This window comes from Sporosarcina quadrami (genome assembly GCF_014836615.1).
Classification (GTDB): Bacteria; Bacillota; Bacilli; order Bacillales_A; family Planococcaceae; genus Sporosarcina; species Sporosarcina quadrami.
Genome location: NZ_JACSQN010000015.1, coordinates 12,072 through 35,956 on the forward strand (window position 1 = coordinate 12,072; position 23,885 = coordinate 35,956).

A 23,885-nucleotide genomic window follows, 5' to 3' on the forward strand; every position below is an offset into this window, starting at 1 on the left:
GTTCTATTCCTGGAGGTCAGCTTATCGGTTTACAAGTATATGGAGGTGTTCTTATTGAGGATCGTAATCGCTGGAGGTTCGGGATTCGTTGGACAAGAAATCACCAAATTGTTACTGGATGAAGGACATGAAGTAATTATCCTCTCACGCAAGCAGAGAGTGAACGAATCAGGCATACAGTACGTAACATGGCTAACAGATGGCGCTTCACCTGAATCTGAGATCGGTGATGCCGATGCATTTATTAATCTAGCTGGTGTTTCCATTAATGACGGTCGCTGGACTGAGGAGCATCAGAAAAAAATTTATGACAGCCGAATGATTGCAACAGATGAGTTGCTACGTATCATTTCAAAACTTCCCGTAAAACCTCATGTATTCCTTAATGCAAGCGCAGTAGGTATTTATCCAACATCGGAAACGATCATCTATACGGAAAAATCTGATGAAGTGGATGACGGTATTTTAGGAATTACTGTACGTGACTGGGAACAAAAAGCTTCTACATTAAAGGACTTTGGTATACGCGTCGCATATATGCGATTTGGACTTGTTCTCGGAAAAGACGAAGGTGCACTACCGCTTATGGTTCTGCCTTATAAATTTTTCGCGGGTGGAAAAGTGGGATCGGGTAAACAATGGGTTTCTTGGGTGCATGTGAAAGACGTTGGGCGTGCAGCCATCCATCTATTGAACGATGAAAAAACGCAAGGGCCTTTCAATATTACAGCGCCTTTTCCAGTAAGGATGAGCGAATTCGGCAAAACGATCGCGTATACATTACACCGGCCAAATCTGTTTCCAGTTCCAGCTGTTCTTATGAAAGTAGCTTTAGGTAAAAAAAGCAAGCTAGTGTTGGAAGGTCAATTCGTCTCGTCCGATAAGCTTATCGCTAGTGGATTTGAATTTAAATATCCTACGTTAGCTGCCGCTTTAGATGATTTACTGAACTGACGTGTATACAATCCTCTCCTTTACACATCCTACGCAAAAAGGAGAGGTGTATAAACATGGTTGAAGAACATGGTCCAGGTATATTAATGGCTGCTTTCATAATTGTAGTAGGTTTACTGATGAATCCGTTCTCTGCACAAGCCGAAGAGTTTCACTGGGGATTCAAGAAAGCCGTGAACGGAACACCACCGAATGCAGGTGCAGCACTCGAGTCAATGCTTGAACAGTATGGCGCTATTTACAAAGGTAAACCAGATGAAAAAGTAGCGTATATCACTTTTGATAATGGTTACGAGAATGGTTATACAGAAGCCATCTTAAAAGCTTTAAAGGATGAAGAAGTGCCAGCCACTTTCTTTTTGACAGGACACTATTTAAAGAGTGCTGCTCCTCTTGTTAAGCAAATGATCAAAGAGGGTCATGGAATTGGAAACCATTCATATGGACATCCGAATATGGCTAATTTGACCGAAGCAGGCATGGAATCCGAATGGAAAAAATTCGATGAACTGCTCTTTAAAACGACCGGACAAGAACGGACAATCTATACGCGCCCTCCTGAAGGCATTTTCAATGATGCCGTTTTGAACAAAGGAAATGAGCTCGGCTATCGTCATATATTTTGGTCGGTCGCCTTCATTGACTGGCATGCAGACAAACCTCGTGGCCGTGATTATGCATATAACGAATTGATGAACCAACTTCACCCAGGGGCAGTCATCCTAATGCACACCGTATCCTCCGATAATGCAGAAGCGTTGCCAGATTTCATACGTGATGCCAAAAAAGCCGGCTATGAATTTCGCTCACTAGATGACCTTGTCATGGAATATGAAAATGTCAATTCTGCAATACGCTAATTATTCCAAGCATAATTTTAATAACCTCTTTGTTACTCATGTATACTAACCAAAACAAGGAGGGTGTATAATATGAAATTTGAAATGACAGAGAACGGATTCCAAACTGAAACTTCTTATGGTACTTTACAAATATCCGGTAATGATGAATTCGGCTTTAGACCCTATCAATTACTCATATCTTCAATCGCAGTCTGTAGCGGCGGTGTCATGCGTAAAATCCTTGAGAGGAAACGTATACCTGCGGATAATATTACGATTGATGTAAAAGAAGTGTATCGCAATGAAGAGAAGGCAAATCGCGTGGAGAAGATCCATTTGCACTTCATCATCGAGGGTATTGAGCTCGATAACGAAAAGATGGATAAAATTATGGAAGTAACAGACAATAACTGTTCAATGCTCCAATCTGTCAAAGATTCCATCGAAGTCGTAAAGTCATATGAATTTGTAAAATGATAAAAGCCCAGTCCATATCTGAATTCAGATTACGGCTGGGCTTTTACATATGAATGGAACCTTCACTTTCATTTTGCATATAATTCGTAGGCGCTCAGCGGCTATCGCCGGCAAACGTACACGGATCCCCTCCTTCAAATAGTAGGATTCGATTCGTCTCTACTCTACAGCCTCCTTCTCTAGTTGAGATTATATGTATCATATCACGTATTTTATCTATTGTAAACATTTTGTTAAGAAGAATCTTCTATCTATTGAAACTACAAGATCACTCATTGAAATAAAACCGTATTTCATATACGATTACTATGATGAAAAGAGGTGTATGTCTTGGAAAAACAGCAAAACAACGGACATGTGGACGAGTTGAAAAACCGCCTGCATCAATTTTTGGAAAAACTCGATTCAATTGAACCTGAAACAACAGACGTAAATGATATTGATCAACTGATCAGCATCATTGATGAGTTGGAAAACCAGATGAATAAACTTAAAACAGATAAATGATCCTACAGGGGGAAATTAGATTGTACATAGAAAATTTAGAGAAAAGCATGTATGACCTCATTTGTGAGACATCAACAAATTTGCCGAAAGATGTGCGACGTGCGGTAACTGCAGCGAGAGCGAATGAGGATGCTGGTACACGTGCAGCAATGAGTCTCGATACAATCGCTAAGAATATTAATATGGCTGATGACAAATTGTCCCCGATTTGCCAAGATACTGGATTGCCTACGTTTAAAATTAAAACACCAATCGGCGTTAATCAGCTTGAAATTAAAGCAGCGATCAAACGCGCCATGGTACAGGCAACAAAAGACGGTAAGCTTAGACCGAACTCCGTTGATTCTCTTACAGGTGAAAATAGCGGAACGAATCTAGGCATCGGACTTCCTGTCGTGAAATTTGAACAATGGGAACAGGACCACATTGAAGTGAAGCTGATTCTTAAAGGCGGCGGCTGCGAAAACAAGAATATCCAATATAGCCTTCCTACGGAACTTGATGGATTAGGAAGAGCTGGCCGCGATTTAGATGGAATTCGTAAATGTATTCTCCACTCTGTCTATCAAGCACAAGGACAAGGATGCTCAGCAGGTTTTATCGGTGTTGGAATCGGTGGCGACCGTGCATCAGGATACGAACTCGCAAAAGAACAGCTTTTCCGTGAAGTGTATGATCATAATCCTAATGAAGAGCTTGCAAGATTAGAAGAGTATATTTTAAAAAGTGCGAACCAGTTAGGTATTGGAACTATGGGTTTTGGTGGCGAAGTCACTTTGCTCGGCTGTAAAATTGGCGTAATGGATCGAATCCCAGCAAGTTTCTACGTTTCCGTCGCCTACAATTGCTGGGCTTATCGTAGAATGGCAGTAGATGTTGACGCTATATCTGGTGAAGTGCAGAATTGGCATTATAATGAAGGTGAAAAACTTTCTTTCCATGAGAATGAGTCGGAAGACAAAAGCCAACAGGCAACACGGACAGTCGAACTAACTGCCCCAATATCTGAAGAACAGATTCGCGAGCTTAAAGTCGGCGATGTCGTCAAAATCAGTGGTCGCATGTATACAGGACGAGATGCAATTCATAAGTATCTATCTGAAAATGATTCCCCTGTCGATTTAGACGGCCATATCATTTATCACTGTGGGCCAGTCGTTCTGAAAAACGAAGACGGATCGTACGAAATTAAAGCTGCAGGACCGACAACTTCAATTCGTGAAGAGCCTTATCAAGGTGACATTATGAAGAAGTTTGGTGTAAGGGCTGTAATAGGTAAAGGCGGCATGGGACCTAAGACACTTGCTGCGCTTAAAGATCATGGTGGCGTCTATTTAAACGCCATCGGTGGAGCGGCTCAATACTATGCAGATTGCATTAAGGAAGTTGAGGGTGTCGATCTATTGCAATTCGGTATACCTGAAGCGATGTGGCATTTACGAGTAGAAGGATTTACAGCAGTTGTAACAATGGATTCCCATGGTAATAGCTTGCATGCTGATGTGGATAAAACATCTTTGGAAAAGCTATCACAATTTAAAGAGAAAGTTTTCAACTAATATATGACTGCCGCAGTACTAATGTAAAACCATTAGTACTGTGGCTTTTTTCATTTATAAGAAGACTAGTAAACTTTTCACTACTACTTCCTTTGACCACATGTTATACTCTTAATTATAATGATTATAATATCAAAATGATTATCATTGATTCTCAATAAGGTTTAAATATCAATGTAAATCAGGTTTTTATTTATAATGAAAATAGATGAAGATGATAGTCATTCTCAATTAGGAGGTTATTAAATGACAACAGAAACTAGAGAGGAACGAAACACACCCGCAGGTTGGACTGCTCATCTGGAATTAGTTGCAGCCATTTTGTCAGGTGTTTTAATCTTGATAGCTTGGCTAATCGGCAAGAGCGGAGATGAAACGCTATCCATCACTTTTTACATAATTGCATTTTTAATTGGTGGGTTCGCAAAAGCAAAGGAAGGCATCGAGGAAACAATTGCAGAAAAACAATTGAATGTAGAGATGCTTATGGTATTCGCTGCAATCGGTTCAGCCATTATCGGTTATTGGGCAGAGGGCGCTATTCTTATTTTCATCTTTGCAATTAGTGGAGCACTGGAAACATATACATTAAACAAGAGTCATAAGGAAATTTCCGCACTTATGGAAATGCAACCAGAAGAAGCTTGGCTACTGCAAGAAGACGGTTCAACTGTCAGTGTGTCCATCTCTTCCCTGTCTGTCGGTGCTAAACTTGTTGTAAAACCAGGTGAACGGATTCCTGTAGACGGAGAAATTATTCAAGGAACCACTTCTATTGACATGTCTGCCATCAACGGTGAATCTGTTCCTGTAACACGTGGGGTATCCGATGAATTGTTTGCAGGAACGATGAATATAAGCGGTGCCATTCAGATGGAAATGACAAAACCAAGTACTGATACGTTATTTCAAAAGATTATTACTCTTGTTCAAAATGCACAAAATGAAACGTCACCTTCACAACAGTTTATTGAGAAGTTTGAAGGTACGTATGTAAAAATTGTATTGTTCACCGTTTTTATCATGATGTTTTTGCCTCATTTCATCTTTGATTGGGATTGGACTACAACATTTTATCGAGCCATTGTTTTATTAGTTGTCGCTTCCCCATGCGCACTTGTTGCATCTATCATGCCTGCTACTTTGGCTGCTGTGTCTAACGGTGCTAAACGCGGGATTCTGTTTAAAGGCGGTGTCCACCTTGAGGAATTGGGCTCACTAAAAGCAATTGCATTCGATAAAACAGGAACACTGACGACAGGAAAACCTGTTGTAACGGACTTTCATGTCCGAAAAGGCGCAGATTCTGAAAAGACGTTATCAATTTTATCAAGCATTGAAGCGCAATCTAATCATCCACTCGCTACTGCAATTGTTGCATACGCGGAAGGCCAAGGCGTTATTACTAGAGAAAGCCCTCAAATAGAAGATGTACCAGGCTATGGCCTTCGTGCAACAGTGGAGAACAAAGAAATACTCGTCGGTAATCCAAGGTTTGTCGGCGAAACTGAAACCGCTGATTTTCATGATGGAATTATTGACAAACTCTACGGAGAAGGTAAAACAGTTGTTTTCATGAAAGATGATTTAGGTATAGTTGCGACAATTGCGTTAAAAGATACGTTAAGACCTGAAGCGATTCAGGCAATTAAAGATTTAAGTGCGTTAGGCATCCAATCTATTATGTTAACCGGTGACAATGAGCAAACTGCAAACGCCATTGCTACAGAAGCTGGTCTCGACAGGTATGTCTCTGAATGTCTACCCGAAATGAAAGTAAATCATCTGAAGGAATTGCTAAAAGAATACGGAGCAGTAGGTATGGTAGGAGACGGTATTAATGACGCCCCTGCCCTAGCAACCGCCACTTCCGGTATTGCTATGGGAGAAGGAACGGATGTAGCGCTTGAAACGGCAGATGTCATCCTTATGCAAAATGATTTGACACGCATTTCCTATGCGGTGAAAGTTTCAAAGAAAATGCAGCGAATCATTAAGCAGAATGTGTTCTTTTCTGTTGCTGTTATCGCGGTTCTCATCATTTCAAACTTCATGCAAGTTGTAGATTTGCCGCTTGGCGTAATTGGTCATGAAGGAAGTACGATTCTTGTCATTTTAAACGGATTGCGTCTGTTGAATAAAGTAAGCTAAATAAAAAATGAGCAATGCATGTCAGACGACAGCATTGCTCATTTTTTTCGCTTTCTTTGCTTGTGCACGGTCTTCCATAACTGCATTTAACAACCCGCCAAGCAGGAGTATAATAGCTGACAAGTATAACCACATCATAAGGACTATGATCGCTCCAATACTTCCATAAGTAGCTGAATAACTTGCAAAGTTTCCTACATAGAATGCGAATGCCAACGACGTAAGTATCCATCCTGTAGCAGCAAATATCGCACCTGGAATCGCACTGATGAAATGGATCTTTTTATTCGGTACTATCCAGTAAAGTGTAACAAAAACCATGAAGATGAGAATTGGTGGTAAAATCAATCGTATTTTCGACCATAACTTCAAAAATCCTTCTTCCATTCCAAAATACGAAAATGCCAATGAACCGATTTGTTCACCAAACACCGGCAATAGAAGCATTACGATTAACACACCAATTAGTGCTACCGTGAAAATAACAGACATCCCTCTTGCAACTAAAAATGGTCTGGATTCTTCTACATAATAAGATTGATTTAATCCTTTTATGATTGCATTCATCCCTTTAGAAGCCGACCAAATAGTTGCCAACGCACCAATAGAGAGCAAACCGCCATTTCTGTTTTTCAATATATCCGCTAATGTATCACGCAAAAGCGTATAGACACCTTCTGGGGCATAGTCGCGTATTAACAGAAAAATTTGGTTTTGATCAATATTTAAAAAAGGCAATAATGTCATTAAGAAGATTAGTAGAGGAAATAGCGACAACAGGAAAAAGAAGGCTAATTGAGAGCCTAGTCCTGTAATATCAACATTTTTGAGTCTCACTAGTAGTTCTTTCCAGAAGCCATTCGTCGTCGTAACGTCGAATTTGTCTATCTCCCCTTCTTTAACGTCATCGATAAAGCCCATAATCTTAGAATTATTCATGAAGCTGCTTATTTTCTTCAGTTTTGTGTTGTCTTCTTCTTTTGGAGTTGACGGCTCGCGTGTTTTCACATTTGACTCACTCCTTTTTGAGCTCATAACTTTTTTGGTTCATTTTTTACAAGCGGGTCTTTTACAAGGTCCTTGTACTCTTCTTTTGATTCAACAAATGCTTCTTTTGTTTCGGAAACAAGTTCTTTCACTTGTGGAGTAAGTGTTTTTAATTCTTGAACTTGAGTTTTTATATATGCTGCATCACCTGAAAATTGTTCATAGATGGAGACATACTTGTCCTTCGTATTTTGTAATTTAAGTTTTAGTTCTTCCGGGTTTCTTGAATAGAAGCCAATCTGTTTCGTCATTCTGTTAGACGTGTCCAAAACATGACTGCGAGTACTCTTATCAAGCATGCTGACCGCCGCACCTGCCAACGCTCCTGTTATAATAAATAAACTGAATTTGCTCTTACCCACTAAAAATCCCCTCCTATGGTATCTAAATATGCATATATCATTATACCCCTAGTTTAGAAAAACAAACAATCTTGTCGAAAATTGAAAATAGTACTTGACTAATTTGTCTAAGTTTCGGAATATTAGTAATAACAACTATTCATAGTTAACTATAGGAGGGATTTCGGAGAGAGAATTACTAACTAGAGATTGGATGAATCTAGCAGTGTAGATAAACGAGGGGGCTATGGAATGGAGAAAACAATGGAAAAGGTATTGGAATTTTTAAACACGGCAAGTAATTTTATTTGGGGACCGCCATTACTCATCCTTTTAGTAGGAACAGGGATATTTTTAACAATTAGGCTTGGAGTCATACAACTTCGATTATTACCATATTCTCTTAAACAGGTATTTTCCCGTAAGCATAATAAAAAATCTGAAGGTGACATTACTCAATTCCAGGCGTTGATGACTGCAATGGCAGCAACAGTAGGTGTCGGAAATATTGTCGGTGTCGCTACCGCCGTTGTTATGGGTGGTCCTGGAGCAATCTTCTGGATGTGGATTGCTGGCTTTTTCGGAATGGCTACAAAGTATGGTGAAGCGATACTCGCTGTCAAATACCGTGTGAAAGATTCCAAAGGTCGTATGGCTGGAGGGCCAATGTATTACTTGGAACATGGTCTAAAGCAAAAATGGCTTGGCGTGTTATTTGCGATTTTCGGTGCCCTTGCTGCATTCGGTATCGGTAACGGAACACAATCTAAAGCTGTTGCAGAAGCTTTGTATAATACGTTTAACGTACCAAACTGGATTTCGGGCATTGGTTTATTAATTTTCGGTGCACTCGTCATCCTTGGCGGAATCAAATCAATTGGTCGCGTTACAGCTTTCTTTGTTCCGATCATGGCCTTATTCTATTTTATCGCTGGTGCAGTTGTTATGGTCATGAATTTCAATCTGGTCCCTGGAGCTTTTGCACTTATTTTCAGCGATGCTTTCACTGGACAAGCCGTAGCTGGTGGAGCTATCGGGGCAGTTATCCGTTTCGGTGTTGCTCGTGGACTGTTCTCAAACGAAGCAGGGCTTGGTTCAGCACCGATTGCCGCTGCTGCTGCAAAGACGGATATGCCTGGTCGCCAGGCACTCATTTCCATGACTCAAGTGTTGTTTGATACATTAATCATTTGTTCAATTACAGGGGTTACAATCGTCATGTCTGGTCAATGGAAAGACGATAGCATCGGTTCTGGAGCATTAACTTCTGCAGCATTTGGGCATTTCCTCGGTGGAGCAGGTCCAATTGTTGTCACTATCGGTCTCGTGTTCTTTGCAACTTCTACGATTTTAGGATGGAGTTATTATGGAGAAAAATGCTTCCAATACTTATTCCCAAAAGAAGGAGCAGTTCTAGCATACCGCATTGCTTTCGTTGCCTTTATCATGGTAGGAGCAGTCGTATCGCTCGATGTTGTGTGGACACTTGCAGATGTATTGAACGGATTGATGGCTATTCCGAACTTAATTGGTCTTCTTGGATTGTCTGGTGTCATTGTATTAGAGACAAAGCGGTTCAAAAAGAAAATCGAAGAAGAGAAAGAAGCAGAAAAGCTTGGACGTTCAACATCTGTTGACAGCGCGTCAAAATAATGTGATGATTAGTCCGATGCTAGATGAAGGGCGGACAATAGAATGGATTTATCACAACCAACAACTGAAAATGTAACGTATATGATTGAAAAGATTAAAGACAAGCTAAGAATGGTCAACGTAGATGCAATGAGACCAGAAAGCTTCAACACTGAGAAGTATGAAGACCTCGTGTACATGTATGAGATGGTTATGAAGAGGGAAACAATCACTCCAAACGAAATGCAAGCCATCGCTGCAGAACTTGGATCACTACGTAAATGACCGATAGCCGGATCGACAGAATCACTGTCGGTCCGGCTATTTCTTATTTCAAACTAGATTAGCAAAAGAGACTGGGACATTACTAATAAGTCCGTTCCCCTGCGGTCCACTCCCGAATTCCATCAGAATACGTATTTGAAAAAGCAGTAAACAGGAAAAATGCATGAAGACAATGATGTCATTCATGCATTTTCACGTTTATTTCCCAGCCTCTTTTATTATTTTTCTACGGCAGTCCCGTCTTTTAGCACGAGCGGCTGAATAAGCACTTCCACGCGGCGATTTTTACTTCTGCCTTCAGCTGTATCATTAGAAGCTACGGGATGATGTTCTCCATATCCTTTGACGCTAAAAAGTTGCGGATTCAATTCATTGTTTCCTACGATGATCTTTAAGAAGTTAATGGCGCGCATCATACTCAGTTCCCAGTTATCGGCAAACTCCCGGCTACTGATTGGGATGTTATCCGTATGCCCCGTTATGACTATTTGACGCGGTTTTTCAAATACTAACAGTTTGGAAATATCTTTTGCGAGATTCAAGTATTGCGGTTTAATTGAAGCTCTTCCAGTTTCAAAAAGTATATTGTCACGGATAGAAATCAAAAGACCTTCTTCAGTTAACTTCGTTTGAAATTGATTTTCCAATTCATGTACAGCAATATATTCATCTAATCTATCTTGTATGGCACTAAGCGATTGCTGATCTTCCAAATAAGAAGTGTTTTCATCAAACTCTCCAGTTGCATTGGAATTCTGAGGTACAATGGCTTCTGTGGGCGAAGCGCTATCCATTACACCTGTTCCTCCATCGAATATCTGGTTAAACACTGAAGACATCTGTTTAAATTTCGCTTCATCAATCGTACTAGAAGCAAATAGGACGATGAACAACGCTAGAAGCAATGTCAACAAATCGGCGTATGGTAGGAGCCAGGATTCATTAACCTCGCTAGCTTCAATGTGTTTTTTCTTACGTCTCTTCGACAACCTGGCCCGCCTCCTTCTCGCCCGGTGCTTTCGCAGCGAGCTTTCGACGTTCTTCCATAGACAGATAGGATGCTAATTTCTGTTCGATCACTCGTGGTGCTTCTCCTTCAAGTACTGAGAGGATCCCTTCTATCATCATCATCTTCTGACGCACTTCTTCTCTTGATTTCCGTTGAAGTTTATTTGCAAATGGATGCCAGAGAACGTACCCCGTGAATATTCCGAGCAACGTAGCGATGAAAGCGGCAGATATTGCATGTCCAAGCGCATCAATATTATTCATATCCTGTAATGCGGCGATAAGCCCTACTACCGCTCCTAGTACTCCTAAAGTCGGTGCGTACGTTCCAGCTTGGGAGAATATTTGTGCTCCTCCAGCATGTCGCTGCTCCATAGCCTCTACTTCTTCTGACAACACATCGCGTATATAATCTGCATTTTGTCCATCAATTGCAAGCCCAAGACCATTCTTCAAAAATGGATCGGTAACTTCATCGGCTTTTGCTTCTAACGATAAAAGCCCTTCTCGTCTAGCAATATCAGCCCAGCTAGAAAAAATCCTTATGAGATCAGCATCTGATGTCGATTTTTGTTCTTTGAAAATGACACCGAACAGTTTTGGTACCCTTTGAATCTCTTTCATCGGAAAAGCGATAACTACAGACGCAATCGTTCCCAAAATTATAATAAGCAATGCAGCCACGTTAAATAGTTTGTCGGGTGTTACACCTTTCATTGTCATACCAACAAACAATGCAACAAAACCAGTTATTAATCCGAATACGGTTGATTTATCCACATTAGTACCTCCAAGTTTTCCACTCTACTTCTTCTTATTTCGACATAAACCATGTAATCTTTAGACTTACTTCATAATTTATAAAGAATAATTCATGGATTTTAGGTATTTTATTCTTTGCCTGTTTCAACTGTCTAGAGTAGTATGAATACATACACATATAGGGGGTAATATTATGACGAATTTTGAGCAGAATCTTGAAAACTATGCTGACCTCATTGTTAAGGTCGGTGCTAATATCCAGAAAGACCAAATCCTTTTCATTAGCGCTTCTATTGAAACCGCAGAGCTTGTACGTAAAGTAGCTGACAAAGCTTATCAAGCAGGTGCTAAGCAAGTTATCGTAGATTGGGCTGATGATGCATTAACTAGACTGCGCTATGAAAAAGCGCCGGCTAATTCTTTCTCTGATTTCCCAGAGTGGAAAGTGATGGAACGCGAGAAGTTGGCTGAAGGCGGAGCAGCATTCGTCAGCGTCGTTTCACAAAGTCCTGATTTGTTGAATGGTATTGATTCATCTCGTATTGCAGCTGCACAAAAAGCATCTGGACAGGCATTGAGCAATTATCGTAAAATGTTGCAAGCTGACCGATTCAGTTGGTGCGTAGTTGCAGCTCCTTCTCAAAGCTGGGCTGCGAAGATGTTCCCAGAATTGACTGCAGAAGAACAAGTTAAAGCATTATGGGATGCAATCTTCAAAGCAGTCCGTGCAGATCAGGATAATCCTGTAGAAGCATGGAAAACGTTAGATAAAACGTTAAACGAGAAAGCCGATTACCTTAACGAGAAGGCTTATACAAAATTACACTATGTCGCTCCTGGAACGGACTTGACGATAGAATTGCCGAAAGGCCATATATGGGCTGGCGGAGGAAGCGTCAACGTGGACGGTAACACTTTCATGGCTAACATGCCAACTGAAGAAGTATTTACAGTTCCGCATAAGTCCGGTGTAAACGGATATGTAAAAAATACTAAACCTTTAAGCTATGGCGGAAATATCATTGATGATTTCACTATCACGTTTAAAGACGGTGCAATTACGGAAGTGACAGCAAGTCAAGGCGAAGAAGTACTGAAGCAATTGGTTGATACAGATGAAGGCTCCAAACACTTAGGAGAAGTAGCACTAGTACCAAATGCTTCACCGATTTCAGAGTCTGGATTACTATTTTATAACACTCTTTTCGATGAAAATGCATCGAATCATTTGGCAATCGGCAGCGCATATTCTTTCTGTCTAGAAGGCGGTAAAACGATGTCCACTGAGGAACTTGAAAAACATGGTCTTAATCAAAGTATCACACACGTAGACTTCATGATTGGTTCTGCTGAAATGGATATAGATGGTGTTTTAGAAGATGGAACGGTTGAACCTGTATTCCGAAAGGGAAATTGGGCCTTCTGATTTTAGACACATTTCATAAAAACATTTCAAAGGGCTCTTTAATTATTACTGTTTTATAGTATAATGGGTTTATAGTAAATAACGATTGTAGAGAGGGGTCTCATAATGGGCTTAATGTTCACTACAGTAATTGGATACTCGGTTGTCCTATTGCTTGCCGCTTTATTCACAATGCATTTTCTAGGCAAGGCACTTGATTCTTCCGATGCGGAAAAAATCGATCCGAAGCCAGAAGTAAAATAAAAAAGAGCTGCCACTTGGCAGCTCTTTTGTTTTTCTGTAAACTTATCTAAACTAGATAATGGAGGTAAACATATGACGATTTTATCTGAAATCATTGAGTATAATAAAACTTTTGTGGAAGAGAAACAATTCGAAGCATATGCTACAACCAAATTCCCTGACAAACGCATTGTCATCTTAACTTGTATGGATACAAGACTAACTGAACTCTTACCAAAAGCAATGAATTTGCGCAACGGTGATGCAAAGATCATTAAAAGTGCTGGCGCTATCGTGACTCATCCTTTCGGCGGTATTATGCGGAGCATCATTGTCGCTGTATATGAATTACAGGCTGATGAAGTCTACATAATCGGTCATTATGATTGCGGTATGAGCTCTATCGACACAGATAACATTATTGGTCATATGGTAGAGCGCGGTGTCGACAAAGAGCTCTTTTCCACACTGAAATACTCAGGTATCGATATGAAAGATTGGTTACGTGGATTTAATGACGTTACTGATAGTGTTAAAAGTAGTGTCGATTTAGTTCGCAATCATCCACTGATGGATCAAAGTGTTCCTATTCATGGATTAGTCGCTCACCCTGATACTGGGGCATTAGATATCATTGTCGACGGTTATAAGCATGCCAACACAAAGTGACAGCACATTTCCCGGGAAATAGACAAAAACCGATTCTCCTATTGGAAGAATCGGTTTTTAATTGTTACTGCTATTTTCCGCCAAGCGGCCTTACCCTTTCAATAATCATCGGCAAGAACAGCATACATAAAATGATCTTCCCATTTCCCATTAATGTAAAGTAATTTTCTTAGCAATCCTTCACGAACAAACTCCGCGTTTTCCAACACTTTCACGGATCCAATATTTCTTGGTGAAACAAAAGCTTCAACACGGTGTAATGAAACTTTTTCAATCGCGAATTGAGTTACAATTTTCACCGCTTCAGTTGCTAGCCCCCTACCCGTTTCACGCTGATCGATTGAGTAACCGACAAATCCGCTTGAGAACGGGAGCCTTTTTATACTATATAGTGAAATATGACCAATTAACCTGCTTGTTTCAGCATCAAATATACCGAAATTATATTCTCGACGGTCTCTCATTTGATAAATGGATTCCCTTATTTTGTTACGTTGCACAGAAACCGTATAATAACTCGACTCATGACGCGGCTCAAAAACTGTCCAGTAATCCTTGTTGGCAATGAGTAGTTCCGTAAAGATGCCTGCGTCCTCTTCTGTCAGTATACGTAAATAACAAGTTCGCCCTTCAAGCAGAATCAATTCTTTTTCACCTTTCCTCGGAAGCTATTATCATAAACTCTTCTACATCTTTAACACACAATTTGACACCCTTCGCCCAGAAGTCTTCTTTTGTAATATCTTCTCCAAGATGTTTCATTGCAAGATCTTCCACTGACATAATTGCAGTGTCTCTTAAAAGTGCAATGTATTTCTCTTCAAACCCTTCGCCTTCTTCCAGCGCCTTTGCATAAATGCTCAAAGAGAACAAATATCCGAATGTATACGGGAAGTTGTAGAATGGCACTCCAGTTATATAAAAGTGAAGTTTGGAAGCCCAGAAATGAGGTTGTACTGTTTCAAGCGCTCCACCGTATGCTTCTTGTTGAGCTTCTTCCATCAATTCGTTTAATCGAGAAGCCGATACGACTCCCTCTTTTCGCTCTTCGTAAAAACGTGTCTCAAACAAAAAGCGTGAATGTATATTCATGAAGAATGCCACACTGCGTTGGATTTTATCCTCAAGTAACGCAAGTTTTTCATCTTCTGATTTAGCAGCTTTAACTGACGCATCCGCAACAATCATCTCTGCAAATGTTGAAGCCGTTTCAGCGACTCCCATTGCATATTGACGATTTAAATATGGCACAGGACGAAGCGCGTAGGAATGGAATGCATGACCTAATTCATGCGCTAATGTCGCAACGTTAGATGTGGAACCACTAAACGTCATGAAAATACGTGATTCTTCTGAAGCAGGCATACCTGTACAGAATCCGCCAGGACGTTTGTTAGGACGATCTTCAGCCTCAATCCATTCGTTTTCGAAAGCTCTTCTTGAAAAGGCCTCCAGTTCAGGACCGAACTTACCGAAATGTTCAAGAATGAATTCTGCTCCTTCTTGATAAGTAACGTTTTTCGTTGAAGATGATACAGGAGCATCCAAGTCATACCAATTCATCTTGTCAGTCCCAAGCATTTCAGCTTTGCGGTTCAAGTATTGAACGAACGGTTCTTTGTTAGCACTAATTGCATTCCACATTGCATCCAACGTATTCTGGCTCATACGATTACGCATAAGTGGCTCTTTTAATACCGAATCCCATCCACGCTTTTTGTAGACAGCTAGACGGAAACCGGCCAAGTGATTCAGCGTAGCTGCAAAGAACTCTTCTTTTTCTTTCCATGCAGTTTCGAGCTTTTCAAATACTTCTTTTCGCACGGCTGGATCTTCATGAGAAGTTAAATTATTCGCTTGACCGACAGAAAGCTTTTTCGTTTCGCCATCAATCGTCATTTCAATTTCAATTTCACCTACAAGGCGGTCGTAAAGCTGTCCCCAACTTTGATAACCATCCACACTAAGCGCAGTAATTAGACTCTCTTCTTTTTCAGATAGTTTCTGTTCTACGTCTTCACGCCATTCATTAAGCACAAATGCAAACTGCTTCAATTGATCTGTTTTAAGAAGTTCTTCCCATACGTCTTTTTCCGCTTTTGTAATTGTTTGCTGCAATTTCAGCATGACAGTAGAGAATCGCGCGCTAATACTGCTTACTTCCGATTGAAGCAACAATGCTTTTTTATCTTTTGTATCAGCAGCAATAAAGCAGCCAATTGTTGCACCTGCTTCACGTAAGTTCAGTGCTGTTGCTGTAATTTTTTCGATCATCTCATAAACTTTATCCGCATCATCAACTTGTTGTGGTGTTTCCAATGTATCAACATCAGTTTCCAATTTAGCAATTTCATCTTTTACTTGATCTAAATGATTTCGTAATTCAGATGATTCACTTCCCCCTTTGAAAAACACATCCAGATTCCAAACCTCAGAGTACTTTGTAGTAGTCATTATTAATCCCCCTTGTCATATTGAATATTCTTATAAAAAGTCTTTTTCATTATACCATGAATCTTCGGCATACGAAATAATCGATTTGTGACGGAAACTTCATACTTTCATTCGCAGAAGGTTCCAATCCTATGTATACTGTTCTGAGGGAGGATTTATTATGTCTAGAATTATCCTGATGACCCTTTCATTGATTGCGGTCATCGTATTGCATATAGCAGCATTTTTCTTCACTTTGAATGAACATTCTACATTAGAGATTGCCAATCGTTTACCTGTCCCATTCATCCCGGCAAACTATGTTTTTGCTATTTGGTTATTAATTTTCATTTCCTTGTTTATATGGATTATCAATTTCAATAAAAGAATAAAACTAATGGGTGCGAAAAACTTAAATCGAATTACAATCCTGTTCATCTTTAGTTGTACTCTTTCTATTGCGTGGCTATTTTCTTGGCATTTCGGAATTTATAATTGGGCAATAATCTTTGAAGTTTTACTTCTCATTGTCTTATTCGCTTGTTATACAACATTTCCTAAACGTCTTAATGAGCTTTCTGGAAGAATCCCTTTCAGTCTTCTTATTGGTTGGTCATTTTTTATCATCCTCTCGACGACAAGCTATTCTCTGATGTTCCATGAATGGTCGGGGTTCGGTTTGAGTGATCCGTCGTGGACAGTTTTTTATATGACATTATGTACAGCGTTCGCTTTGCACTTTATGTATCATTATAGGGACTTTGTCATTAATCTTCTGTATGTGTGGATTTTTGTAGGGATAGCTATAAAAAATGGAACTGAGGAATTATTCATATCAGCTGCCGCAATTTTTCTTGCTGCATTGATTGTTGCCTGTATGTTTATATTTTGGAAAAAAGGAATAGAAAAATTAAGAGCAGTGGCATGATTTCATGCCCTGCTCTTTTTCATTAAATACTATTTGGTTTAAAGTTTATGGTTAAGGGAATTCTAGTAATTCTATACATTAATATGCGCGTTTAAGAAGTCTTGGAGCAGTTGTAAACAACAGAACTGCAACTATGGCACATAAAATAATTGAAGGAATCATGTATGACGCATTATAGACTAGCGAATACAGCCAAACCGGCTGGTCGCCTGCAAATTCTGCAAAGAAGACGATTCCACCAATATAATGGACTAAGAAACGGAGCAGTCCGCCGAATACTGTTCCTACGACAATGGCTTTTGCCATCGATTTCTTATTATTCGTCTTTCTGCTATTCATCAGCCAAACGACCGTCACTGCAGAAAGGCCAACAACTGTATACGCAACAAAATAATCGAGTGCTGCCTGATAGACGTTGAGGATATATGCGCCCGAAACGATCTTCAGTAATCCAGTGATGAATCCGGTAAGCATTCCTCCGGCAATACCCCACCTGTACGCCATTAGGATAATCGGTAACATGACAAGCGTTATAGATCCACCTTGTGGCATTTCAAACAATGTGAGCTTATCAAGAATGAATGACAAAGCTCCTAAAATAGCGACTTCCAGCAAAAATTGCAAACGTTTACGATCCAAATAAAACTCCTCCTCTTGTGTTGTCGGAGGGATACGGGAAGAAGAATAAGATTGTGTGTCTGTAAAGATCCCAACATGGATATAGTATCTTTTATACAGATTTCGATGTTCAAAGAACAAGTCCACATATACTTAGACAAATAAAAAACGACGTCTCGGATAGAACCGAGACATCGATAGCTGTCAGTTTCCATCCACATCCCTACGCAAGTATGAACTTACAGGTTCGAAGGGTCAGGATATATATCCTATCTCAGCCAAAACGGCTCCCCTTGTGGTCGTGTAATTCAATTGTCGTTTCAATTGTATATGGTACAGTACATATAAGCAAGGCGATTCTAGTAAATGCTCATAATAAACGGGAGGTCCCTATGTCAAACAATAAAATCTTATCTGCCATCTGCTATTTCAGTATATTCTTTTCACCGTTATTATTACCTGCGATTGTATTTTTCGTGACTGATGATTATGAAGTGAAAAGTCATGCAAAAAAATCATTGATATCACATTTGGCACCTATCATATTGCTAATCGTCGGATTTGTGCTCTTCTGGTTTTCCATGGTTTCATTTGAAACGAGAATGACGACATTTGCAACAGGAGGATTTGACTTCTGGGCATTTGCTCCACTAATTTTCATGGCGCTGTATGGTCTGCTATTTTTGATTGTCGTTATCTGGAACGTCTACCAAGGGGTGAAAGTTCTGAAGTGAAACCAATTTGCATCTGTGAGCCTGCACACTTATTCATACAAACAATTATGATATAATTATATGGAAAAGAACGCATCGAGAAGGAGCTTGTAAATAATGATTGTAAAAAACAACGAAGAAATTGAAGCGTTGAAAAAAATTGGACGCATCGTCGCTGAAATCCGGGAAGCAATGAAAGACGCAACTGTTCCGGGGATGACGACGAAGGAACTTGATGAACTTGGTGGGAGATTGTTTGCTGAGCGTGGAGCTGTATCAGCGCCTATCGACCAGTATGATTTCCCTGGATATACATGCATCAGTGTGAATCATGAAGTTGCACATGGAATTCCAGGTTCACTGGTCATCAAAGATGGCGACCTCGTAAATATTGACGTGTCAGGCTCAATTGATGGATTCTTTGCTGATACAGGTATTTCTTTTGTCGTCGGAACAAGTGACGAAAAGAAACAGCAGTTATGCGATGTAGCTAAAATGGCATTTGATCGTGCGATGACAAAAGTTAAAGCTGGATCTAAATTAAACCAGATCGGTAAAGCTGTCGAACGTGTCGCAAACGATAACGGCCTGAAAGTCATTCGGAACTTGACTGGACACGGGATTGGAACTTCTTTGCATGAGGAACCTCAACATATCCTGAACTATTATGACGCTTGGGATAAAACACTTATGGTGGACGGAATGGTATTGGCCGTTGAACCGTTCATTTCGGAAAAAGCTGAAAACATCATCGAACTTGGTGACGGTTGGACGTTCGTCACGCCTGACAAATCTTTAGTAGCGCAAATCGAACATACGATTATCGTCACAAAAGACGAACCAATCATACTGACACAACTATAATGAAAAAGGCAAGCGCATCCGAAAATCGGTGACGCTTGCCTTTTCTTTATTTCTTCTTCGGCTTTTTCGGCTTTTTCGGCTTTTTCGTTTCTGTTTTCTCGCCGACCGTCTTCGAATTACCTTCTGTCAGTTTGCCTTTATACCATATTTTTTGAACAGGCTTGAACTGCTTGGAAAGCTTTTTGTATGTCCGTTCTTCAGGATAGGAAAGCAATGTCAACACTTCACCATCTTCACCTGCACGACCTGTCCTTCCAGAGCGGTGCAAATACTGTTCAATTGTATGAGGGACGTCGACATGGATAACATGCGTCAAACCTTGTATATCCAGACCTCTCGCAGCCAAATCCGTGGCAATTAATATTCTTATATCGCCTTTACGGAATTTATCCAACGTATCCTGTCGTTCGAATTTTGTCATCGATGAATACAACACAGCAATAGGTGCTTCATTGTATTGTAATTTCATTTCCTTCATTCTTAACTGATCGACGTTATTCATGAATGCGAGCGCATGAATGGATGGCAAATGTGCGAGCCCACGCAACAGATTCGTTTTATCTCGTGCTTCTGTTTTTACGAAGGAGTGTACAATTGTACCTGATGCAGGCATGTCTTCAAGCGATACTTGCAAACGAATAGGATCATTCATAAGTTTCTCCGCGACCAGTTCGATTTCCTCCGTTATTGTTGCAGAAACGACTGCAACTTGTCGGTCCTCATGTGAAGATTCTATCAAGTTCTTAACAATTACACGATGCTCCCTTGCTAACAACTGATCACCTTCGTCGAGGATAATGTATCGGATGTCATGCATTTTAAGCTTTTTCGACTTTACAAGTTCTAGTAAGCGGCCAGGAGTTCCTACGACAATAGTAGGCTTCTTTTTAAGCTTCTCAAGTTGGCGTTGCATATTAGCTCCGCCAATTAATTGAGCAACAGTAACGTCAGTACCTTCAACCCATTCACGCACCACGTTGACGATTTGCATCGACAATTCTTGAGATGGTGCTACAATCAGTGCTTGAGTCTGTTGCTTCTTACCATCTACCTGTTGCAATATCGGCAAGACATAAGCTAAAGTTTTCCCTGTACCTGTCGGAGATTCTGCAACGACATCCTTGCCGTCAAGCATTTCAGGAATCATTTGGGACTGAATTGGTGTTTCACTTTCAAATTTCCATTTATTCTTAAATACTTCGTCCATTTTTTCCAAGAAGGACATTCTCATCCCCGCTTTCAACTGTTCATTCTTTTATAATGGACTTGATTGGCTCTGATTTCAACTACTTTCATTAATATGGTCGTTTTCTCGCCTTCGTTTTTTGTTCAAACGCATACGCAAATCCGATTAATTCGGGTTCAGAAAACGCTTTACCGCAAAAAGTGATTCCGAATGGTTCGCCGGTTTCAGAAAATGATGCAGGAACCGTGACAGCAGGACGACCCGCTGCTGCGCTGAAGCTGCAACCATGATCTTGTGGAAATACAAGTGCGTCAATCTGATGTTCGCTGAATGCTTTATCAAGTGCGATTTCACCGGCGAGGTGGTGATTGCGTAGCAAAGCGTCAATATACTCAGGCTCTGTCAACGTTCCACTCGTCCGCTCCACTTTTTCCAGCATCACTTGACCAAAGGCAAGTGTTTCATCAGGATGTTCATTATTAAAACGTATGACATCTGCGAGAGTTCGAATTGTGTTTGATGAAGATGTTTTTGCCAAGTATTCATTAAGCGCCACTTTAAATTCATATAGCAATACATCATATCCCAAGTCATTTTCCATCGTTCCAAGGTCAATGTCATCGATGACTTGTGCCCCGAGTCTCTCAATATTCTTTAATGCTTCTTCAAAAAGGGTTTTCCGTTCGGTTGAAACTTCCCTTTCAAAAATCTTTCTAGCAACTCCTATTCTTTTACCTATTAACGAACTACTATCTAGCATCGTTAACCAGTCAATCCCTTCAAAATGCCTTGCCCCGTAGGTAACTGGGTCATTCTCATCTACTCCGACCATAACTTCGAAAGTTAAAGTTGCGTCTTCTACAGATCTTGCCATTGGCCCAGGTGTATCTTGTGTAAATGACAACGGAATAATTCCTGTCCTGCTGATCGCCCCTACTGTCGGTTTAATGCCGACGAGTGAATTTTGTGCACACGGATTAATGATTGAACCGCTCGTTTCGGTCCCTATCGAAACCGCGCACATATTCGCAGCAACTGCAGCTGCAGAACCAGAGCTCGATCCACCGACATCAAACAGTCCATAAGGATTATTCACTTGGCCACCACGGGAACTCCAGCCGTTTTTCATTTTGTCGGACATGAAATTTGCCCACTCCGTCATATTCGTTTTTCCAAGGATTACAGCTCCAGCATCACGCAATTTTTTTACGAGATAAGCATCCTTTTTAGCATGATGATTTTTCATTGCAAGAGAACCACATGTTGTATGCAAACTGTCTGCAGTGTCCATATTATCTTTCAACAATACAGGAATTCCATGCAAAAAAGACCGTACGTTTCCAGTACGGCGTTCTTCATCAAGTGCTCGGGCAATTTGAAGAGCACGTCCATTCACTTCTAAAACAGCATTTATATTGCCATTCTTTTCTTCGATCATCCGCAAATACATGATGACCAACTGTTCGGAGGTTATGTCTCCAACTTCCATCTTTTCTTGCATGTTGCGGATAGTCGCTTCTTCAAGCCATCCTTTTTGAAGTTCCTCCAAACTTTCCTTCACATGAATCCCCCCAAACGTAAGGTGTTAGTTAGTCTTTGTCGTATAGTGCTTCATTAATTCATAAAACGATAACTCATATAGTTGCTTGCCATTAATTTTAAATATACCGTTTGTGACGAGTCTATCTATAATCTTAGACCGTTTAGAATCGAGTTGTGGATGTTCAATTTTTCTCATGATGTTTTCCTCCTACTAGCTTATACTCATCTATTCCTCTTTAGTCTAAGTGATAAACCAATAAGCCGATTGTTAATGATTCTTATCCTTATCTAATACAAGAACACACCCCTTCAATTTCCTGCGAAGGGGTGTGTATTTCACCAGTTGCTATTTTTATATTTTTTATAATAATTGACCTGCCTTAAGAACAAATAGAGCTTTCTTTTAAAGCTTCGATCTTTCTTGTAGAAGAGCGGGTTGGCGTACTTGCCTGCTTTTAGTAGCTTTCTAACGTCTTTGTTCACTTGTTTATTGCTGACAAATTTCTTCAGTACGGTTTTTGGGACTACTGTAAACAAGAAATCCTCTTTAAGTAGTGTGAGCGGTTTTTCAGTATCGTAAATAAGATCATCAACAAAGTTTTTCGCCAAGTTATGACCGCAAGAAGTGATGTAGTAGCTCGAACGGCCTTGCCGGATATTCACTTCGAACACCTTGAACTTCCCATCCCTATGATCATACTTTAAATCGAAATTCGCATAGCCTACATAATGTAATGCCTCCAAGAAACCTTTCAATTTCAGCATCATCTCTTCGTTGTATCGCGTTATAACCGCTGTATAATTACCAATAGCGGTAACAGTATGCTCTTGTAAAACAACTTGTCCAAACGTGATCAGCTCAGTATTCCCTTTGCTATTAACATAGAATACAGAGTCCCACATATATGTATCATCACCTGGTATGAAATCCTGAATAATCAAGTCATCTTCATAGCCGCTATTCTTAATCGTAGTAATCACTTGTTGAATTTCATCATACGAGTTAACCTTATAAACTTTTTGCATGCCTTCAAACGGATTTTTATAATACTGGACACCGTTACTCGGTTTAATAATTACCGGAAACATCACTTCATCCATGAATTTCGCGTCTGTAGCGCAAGAATGGAAATAAGTTGCTGGTGCATCGATACCGTGTTCCGCACATAATGCGTAGAAATTCTTTTTTAACAATAAATTGTTCATCAGTTCTTCATCAATATAGCTGAAAACAAAGTCGTCTTTTAATTCTTCCCGGTTTTCAATAATTAAACGGACGTATAAATCATTCGTACCGACAAGGAGTAATTTCTTATCCTTCATTTTATACTTTTTGGCTACTTCTTTTAAAAATCTCGGGAATACATCTTTCTCACCTAGTTTCGGGTTCAATTCGATAGCTCCCGGAATCGTACTTAATGATGTAAATGATAACGGTTCCTTTCCAACGAGAATAGGGTGGATTCCATATTCTTCATGGAAAGAGATCGCCATATTGTAGGCGTTAATATCAGTTCCGATAATAATCGGGATGAACGGATGATTTGTCATAGTGTCCTCCAACATATTTTTCTATATCTAAGTGTAGAGTTCCTTTTTTTCCTTGTCAATAAACCTGAAGGCATAAGTTCTGTCACTTATGCGTTAACTTTCATTGTCGATTTGATGGACAGACGAACAAAAATCCCCTCATCAAAATGATGAGAGGAGATGATTAGT

General features: G+C 40.1%; 25 protein-coding genes and 1 riboswitch. Of the genes, 14 read left to right on the plus strand and 11 right to left on the minus strand.

Features of this window, described 5'->3' with window-relative positions; genetic code table 11:
* Nucleotides 1-54: 54 nt before the first annotated feature.
* The 6 genes from H9649_RS14430 to H9649_RS14455 all read left to right on the plus strand — a co-directional run bounded on the left by H9649_RS14430 (nucleotide 55) and on the right by H9649_RS14455 (nucleotide 6,490).
* A complete protein-coding gene (locus tag H9649_RS14430) occupies nucleotides 55-954 on the plus strand; it encodes a TIGR01777 family oxidoreductase (RefSeq protein ID WP_191695612.1) in 900 nt (299 codons plus the stop codon).
* A gap of 56 nt (nucleotides 955-1,010) precedes the next feature.
* A complete protein-coding gene (locus H9649_RS14435; RefSeq protein ID WP_191695613.1) occupies nucleotides 1,011-1,814 on the plus strand; it encodes a polysaccharide deacetylase family protein in 804 nt (267 codons plus the stop codon).
* Between the two features lie 72 nt (nucleotides 1,815-1,886).
* Entirely contained in the window at nucleotides 1,887-2,273 is a 387-nt protein-coding gene (locus H9649_RS14440; RefSeq protein WP_191695614.1) for an OsmC family protein, read from the plus strand.
* Nucleotides 2,274-2,603: 330 nt separating this feature from the next.
* The gene (locus tag H9649_RS14445; protein WP_191695615.1) at nucleotides 2,604-2,780 is read left to right on the plus strand and encodes an SE1561 family protein; all 177 of its coding nucleotides are present in this window, start codon (nucleotides 2,604-2,606) and stop codon (nucleotides 2,778-2,780) included.
* Nucleotides 2,781-2,800: 20 nt separating this feature from the next.
* Nucleotides 2,801-4,339, plus strand: a complete 1,539-nt coding sequence (locus tag H9649_RS14450) for a fumarate hydratase (RefSeq protein WP_318241699.1) — start codon at nucleotides 2,801-2,803, stop codon at nucleotides 4,337-4,339.
* 246 nt (nucleotides 4,340-4,585) lie between these two features.
* Entirely contained in the window at nucleotides 4,586-6,490 is a 1,905-nt protein-coding gene (locus H9649_RS14455; protein ID WP_191695616.1) for a heavy metal translocating P-type ATPase, read from the plus strand.
* Between the two features lie 21 nt (nucleotides 6,491-6,511).
* On the opposite strand, the gene H9649_RS14460 is transcribed toward H9649_RS14455, so the two are convergent.
* Both H9649_RS14460 and H9649_RS14465 read right to left on the minus strand, forming a co-directional pair.
* Complete coding sequence (locus H9649_RS14460) at nucleotides 6,512-7,498, minus strand: YihY/virulence factor BrkB family protein (RefSeq protein ID WP_318241700.1); 987 nt, start codon at nucleotides 7,496-7,498, stop codon at nucleotides 6,512-6,514.
* A gap of 23 nt (nucleotides 7,499-7,521) precedes the next feature.
* Nucleotides 7,522-7,899 carry a YtxH domain-containing protein gene (locus H9649_RS14465; RefSeq protein ID WP_191695617.1) on the minus strand — a complete coding sequence of 126 codons (378 nt, stop codon included), beginning with the start codon at nucleotides 7,897-7,899 and terminating at the stop codon, nucleotides 7,522-7,524.
* 243 nt (nucleotides 7,900-8,142) lie between these two features.
* Between H9649_RS14465 and H9649_RS14470 the strand changes: the two genes are divergently transcribed.
* Both H9649_RS14470 and H9649_RS14475 read left to right on the plus strand, forming a co-directional pair.
* Complete coding sequence (locus H9649_RS14470; protein ID WP_191695656.1) at nucleotides 8,143-9,531, plus strand: alanine/glycine:cation symporter family protein; 1,389 nt, start codon at nucleotides 8,143-8,145, stop codon at nucleotides 9,529-9,531.
* 42 nt (nucleotides 9,532-9,573) lie between these two features.
* Nucleotides 9,574-9,795, plus strand: coding sequence for a DUF1128 domain-containing protein (locus H9649_RS14475; RefSeq protein ID WP_191695618.1), 222 nt, complete (start codon nucleotides 9,574-9,576; stop codon nucleotides 9,793-9,795).
* Between the two features lie 218 nt (nucleotides 9,796-10,013).
* On the opposite strand, the gene motB is transcribed toward H9649_RS14475, so the two are convergent.
* Together motB and motA are read right to left on the minus strand one after the other, a co-directional pair.
* On the minus strand, nucleotides 10,014-10,784 hold the full coding sequence (gene motB / locus H9649_RS14480) for a flagellar motor protein MotB (protein ID WP_191695619.1): 771 nt from the start codon (nucleotides 10,782-10,784) through the stop codon (nucleotides 10,014-10,016).
* A complete protein-coding gene (gene motA, locus H9649_RS14485; protein ID WP_191695620.1) occupies nucleotides 10,768-11,583 on the minus strand; it encodes a flagellar motor stator protein MotA in 816 nt (271 codons plus the stop codon). Before motA ends, motB begins: the two co-directional genes overlap by 17 nt.
* Before the next feature lie 175 nt (nucleotides 11,584-11,758).
* On the opposite strand from motA, the gene H9649_RS14490 reads away from it, so the two are divergent.
* From H9649_RS14490 to H9649_RS14500, 3 genes are all read left to right on the plus strand, one after another.
* The gene (locus tag H9649_RS14490) at nucleotides 11,759-12,991 is read left to right on the plus strand and encodes an aminopeptidase (RefSeq protein ID WP_191695621.1); all 1,233 of its coding nucleotides are present in this window, start codon (nucleotides 11,759-11,761) and stop codon (nucleotides 12,989-12,991) included.
* Nucleotides 12,992-13,096: 105 nt separating this feature from the next.
* Nucleotides 13,097-13,234, plus strand: coding sequence for a hypothetical protein (locus tag H9649_RS14495; protein WP_191695622.1), 138 nt, complete (start codon nucleotides 13,097-13,099; stop codon nucleotides 13,232-13,234).
* A gap of 72 nt (nucleotides 13,235-13,306) precedes the next feature.
* Complete coding sequence (locus H9649_RS14500; RefSeq protein WP_191695623.1) at nucleotides 13,307-13,882, plus strand: beta-class carbonic anhydrase; 576 nt, start codon at nucleotides 13,307-13,309, stop codon at nucleotides 13,880-13,882.
* Between the two features lie 98 nt (nucleotides 13,883-13,980).
* Here H9649_RS14500 and H9649_RS14505 read toward each other — a convergent pair whose 3' ends face one another.
* Entirely contained in the window at nucleotides 13,981-14,526 is a 546-nt protein-coding gene (locus H9649_RS14505) for a GNAT family N-acetyltransferase (RefSeq protein ID WP_191695624.1), read from the minus strand.
* A gap of 7 nt (nucleotides 14,527-14,533) precedes the next feature.
* Nucleotides 14,534-16,336: a M3 family oligoendopeptidase gene (locus H9649_RS14510; RefSeq protein WP_191695625.1), complete on the minus strand. Its 1,803-nt coding sequence runs from the start codon at nucleotides 16,334-16,336 to the stop codon at nucleotides 14,534-14,536.
* A gap of 160 nt (nucleotides 16,337-16,496) precedes the next feature.
* On the opposite strand from H9649_RS14510, the gene H9649_RS14515 reads away from it, so the two are divergent.
* Nucleotides 16,497-17,243 (plus strand): tryptophan-rich sensory protein, encoded by a 747-nt coding sequence (locus H9649_RS14515; RefSeq protein ID WP_191695626.1) that lies wholly within the window; start codon nucleotides 16,497-16,499, stop codon nucleotides 17,241-17,243.
* A 78-nt stretch (nucleotides 17,244-17,321) separates the two neighbouring features.
* On the opposite strand, the gene thiT is transcribed toward H9649_RS14515, so the two are convergent.
* The gene (gene thiT, locus H9649_RS14520) at nucleotides 17,322-17,882 is read right to left on the minus strand and encodes an energy-coupled thiamine transporter ThiT (RefSeq protein ID WP_191695627.1); all 561 of its coding nucleotides are present in this window, start codon (nucleotides 17,880-17,882) and stop codon (nucleotides 17,322-17,324) included.
* 182 nt (nucleotides 17,883-18,064) lie between these two features.
* A riboswitch (TPP riboswitch) is annotated at nucleotides 18,065-18,165 on the minus strand.
* 88 nt (nucleotides 18,166-18,253) lie between these two features.
* On the opposite strand from thiT, the gene H9649_RS14525 reads away from it, so the two are divergent.
* Nucleotides 18,254-18,595 carry a DUF4870 domain-containing protein gene (locus H9649_RS14525; protein WP_191695628.1) on the plus strand — a complete coding sequence of 114 codons (342 nt, stop codon included), beginning with the start codon at nucleotides 18,254-18,256 and terminating at the stop codon, nucleotides 18,593-18,595.
* A gap of 96 nt (nucleotides 18,596-18,691) precedes the next feature.
* A complete protein-coding gene (map, locus tag H9649_RS14530) occupies nucleotides 18,692-19,438 on the plus strand; it encodes a type I methionyl aminopeptidase (RefSeq protein ID WP_191695629.1) in 747 nt (248 codons plus the stop codon).
* Nucleotides 19,439-19,484: 46 nt separating this feature from the next.
* Here map and H9649_RS14535 read toward each other — a convergent pair whose 3' ends face one another.
* The 4 genes from H9649_RS14535 to H9649_RS14550 all read right to left on the minus strand — a co-directional run bounded on the left by H9649_RS14535 (nucleotide 19,485) and on the right by H9649_RS14550 (nucleotide 23,717).
* Nucleotides 19,485-20,663, minus strand: a complete 1,179-nt coding sequence (locus tag H9649_RS14535; protein WP_191695630.1) for a DEAD/DEAH box helicase — start codon at nucleotides 20,661-20,663, stop codon at nucleotides 19,485-19,487.
* 70 nt (nucleotides 20,664-20,733) lie between these two features.
* The gene (locus H9649_RS14540; RefSeq protein ID WP_318241701.1) at nucleotides 20,734-22,185 is read right to left on the minus strand and encodes an amidase family protein; all 1,452 of its coding nucleotides are present in this window, start codon (nucleotides 22,183-22,185) and stop codon (nucleotides 20,734-20,736) included.
* A gap of 24 nt (nucleotides 22,186-22,209) precedes the next feature.
* On the minus strand, nucleotides 22,210-22,362 hold the full coding sequence (locus H9649_RS14545; protein WP_191695631.1) for a Fur-regulated basic protein FbpA: 153 nt from the start codon (nucleotides 22,360-22,362) through the stop codon (nucleotides 22,210-22,212).
* Between the two features lie 140 nt (nucleotides 22,363-22,502).
* Nucleotides 22,503-23,717: a carboxylate--amine ligase gene (locus H9649_RS14550; RefSeq protein WP_191695632.1), complete on the minus strand. Its 1,215-nt coding sequence runs from the start codon at nucleotides 23,715-23,717 to the stop codon at nucleotides 22,503-22,505.
* Nucleotides 23,718-23,885: the final 168 nt, after the last annotated feature.

Bases quoted from the DNA above. Each gene is read 5' to 3' on its own strand.
- H9649_RS14510 (WP_191695625.1), bottom strand. From the start codon at position 16,336: ATGACTACTACAAAGTACTCTGAGGTTTGGAATCTGGATGTGTTTTTC.
- H9649_RS14535 (WP_191695630.1), bottom strand. From the start codon at position 20,663: ATGTCCTTCTTGGAAAAAATGGACGAAGTATTTAAGAATAAATGGAAA.
- H9649_RS14515 (WP_191695626.1), top strand. From the start codon at position 16,497: ATGTCTAGAATTATCCTGATGACCCTTTCATTGATTGCGGTCATCGTA.
- H9649_RS14470 (WP_191695656.1), top strand. From the start codon at position 8,143: ATGGAAAAGGTATTGGAATTTTTAAACACGGCAAGTAATTTTATTTGG.
- H9649_RS14550 (WP_191695632.1), bottom strand. From the start codon at position 23,717: ATGACAAATCATCCGTTCATCCCGATTATTATCGGAACTGATATTAAC.
- H9649_RS14500 (WP_191695623.1), top strand. From the start codon at position 13,307: ATGACGATTTTATCTGAAATCATTGAGTATAATAAAACTTTTGTGGAA.
- H9649_RS14525 (WP_191695628.1), top strand. From the start codon at position 18,254: ATGTCAAACAATAAAATCTTATCTGCCATCTGCTATTTCAGTATATTC.
- H9649_RS14440 (WP_191695614.1), top strand. From the start codon at position 1,887: ATGAAATTTGAAATGACAGAGAACGGATTCCAAACTGAAACTTCTTAT.
- H9649_RS14435 (WP_191695613.1), top strand. From the start codon at position 1,011: ATGGTTGAAGAACATGGTCCAGGTATATTAATGGCTGCTTTCATAATT.
- H9649_RS14455 (WP_191695616.1), top strand. From the start codon at position 4,586: ATGACAACAGAAACTAGAGAGGAACGAAACACACCCGCAGGTTGGACT.
- H9649_RS14545 (WP_191695631.1), bottom strand. From the start codon at position 22,362: ATGAGAAAAATTGAACATCCACAACTCGATTCTAAACGGTCTAAGATT.
- H9649_RS14475 (WP_191695618.1), top strand. From the start codon at position 9,574: ATGGATTTATCACAACCAACAACTGAAAATGTAACGTATATGATTGAA.
- map (WP_191695629.1), top strand. From the start codon at position 18,692: ATGATTGTAAAAAACAACGAAGAAATTGAAGCGTTGAAAAAAATTGGA.
- H9649_RS14490 (WP_191695621.1), top strand. From the start codon at position 11,759: ATGACGAATTTTGAGCAGAATCTTGAAAACTATGCTGACCTCATTGTT.
- H9649_RS14495 (WP_191695622.1), top strand. From the start codon at position 13,097: ATGGGCTTAATGTTCACTACAGTAATTGGATACTCGGTTGTCCTATTG.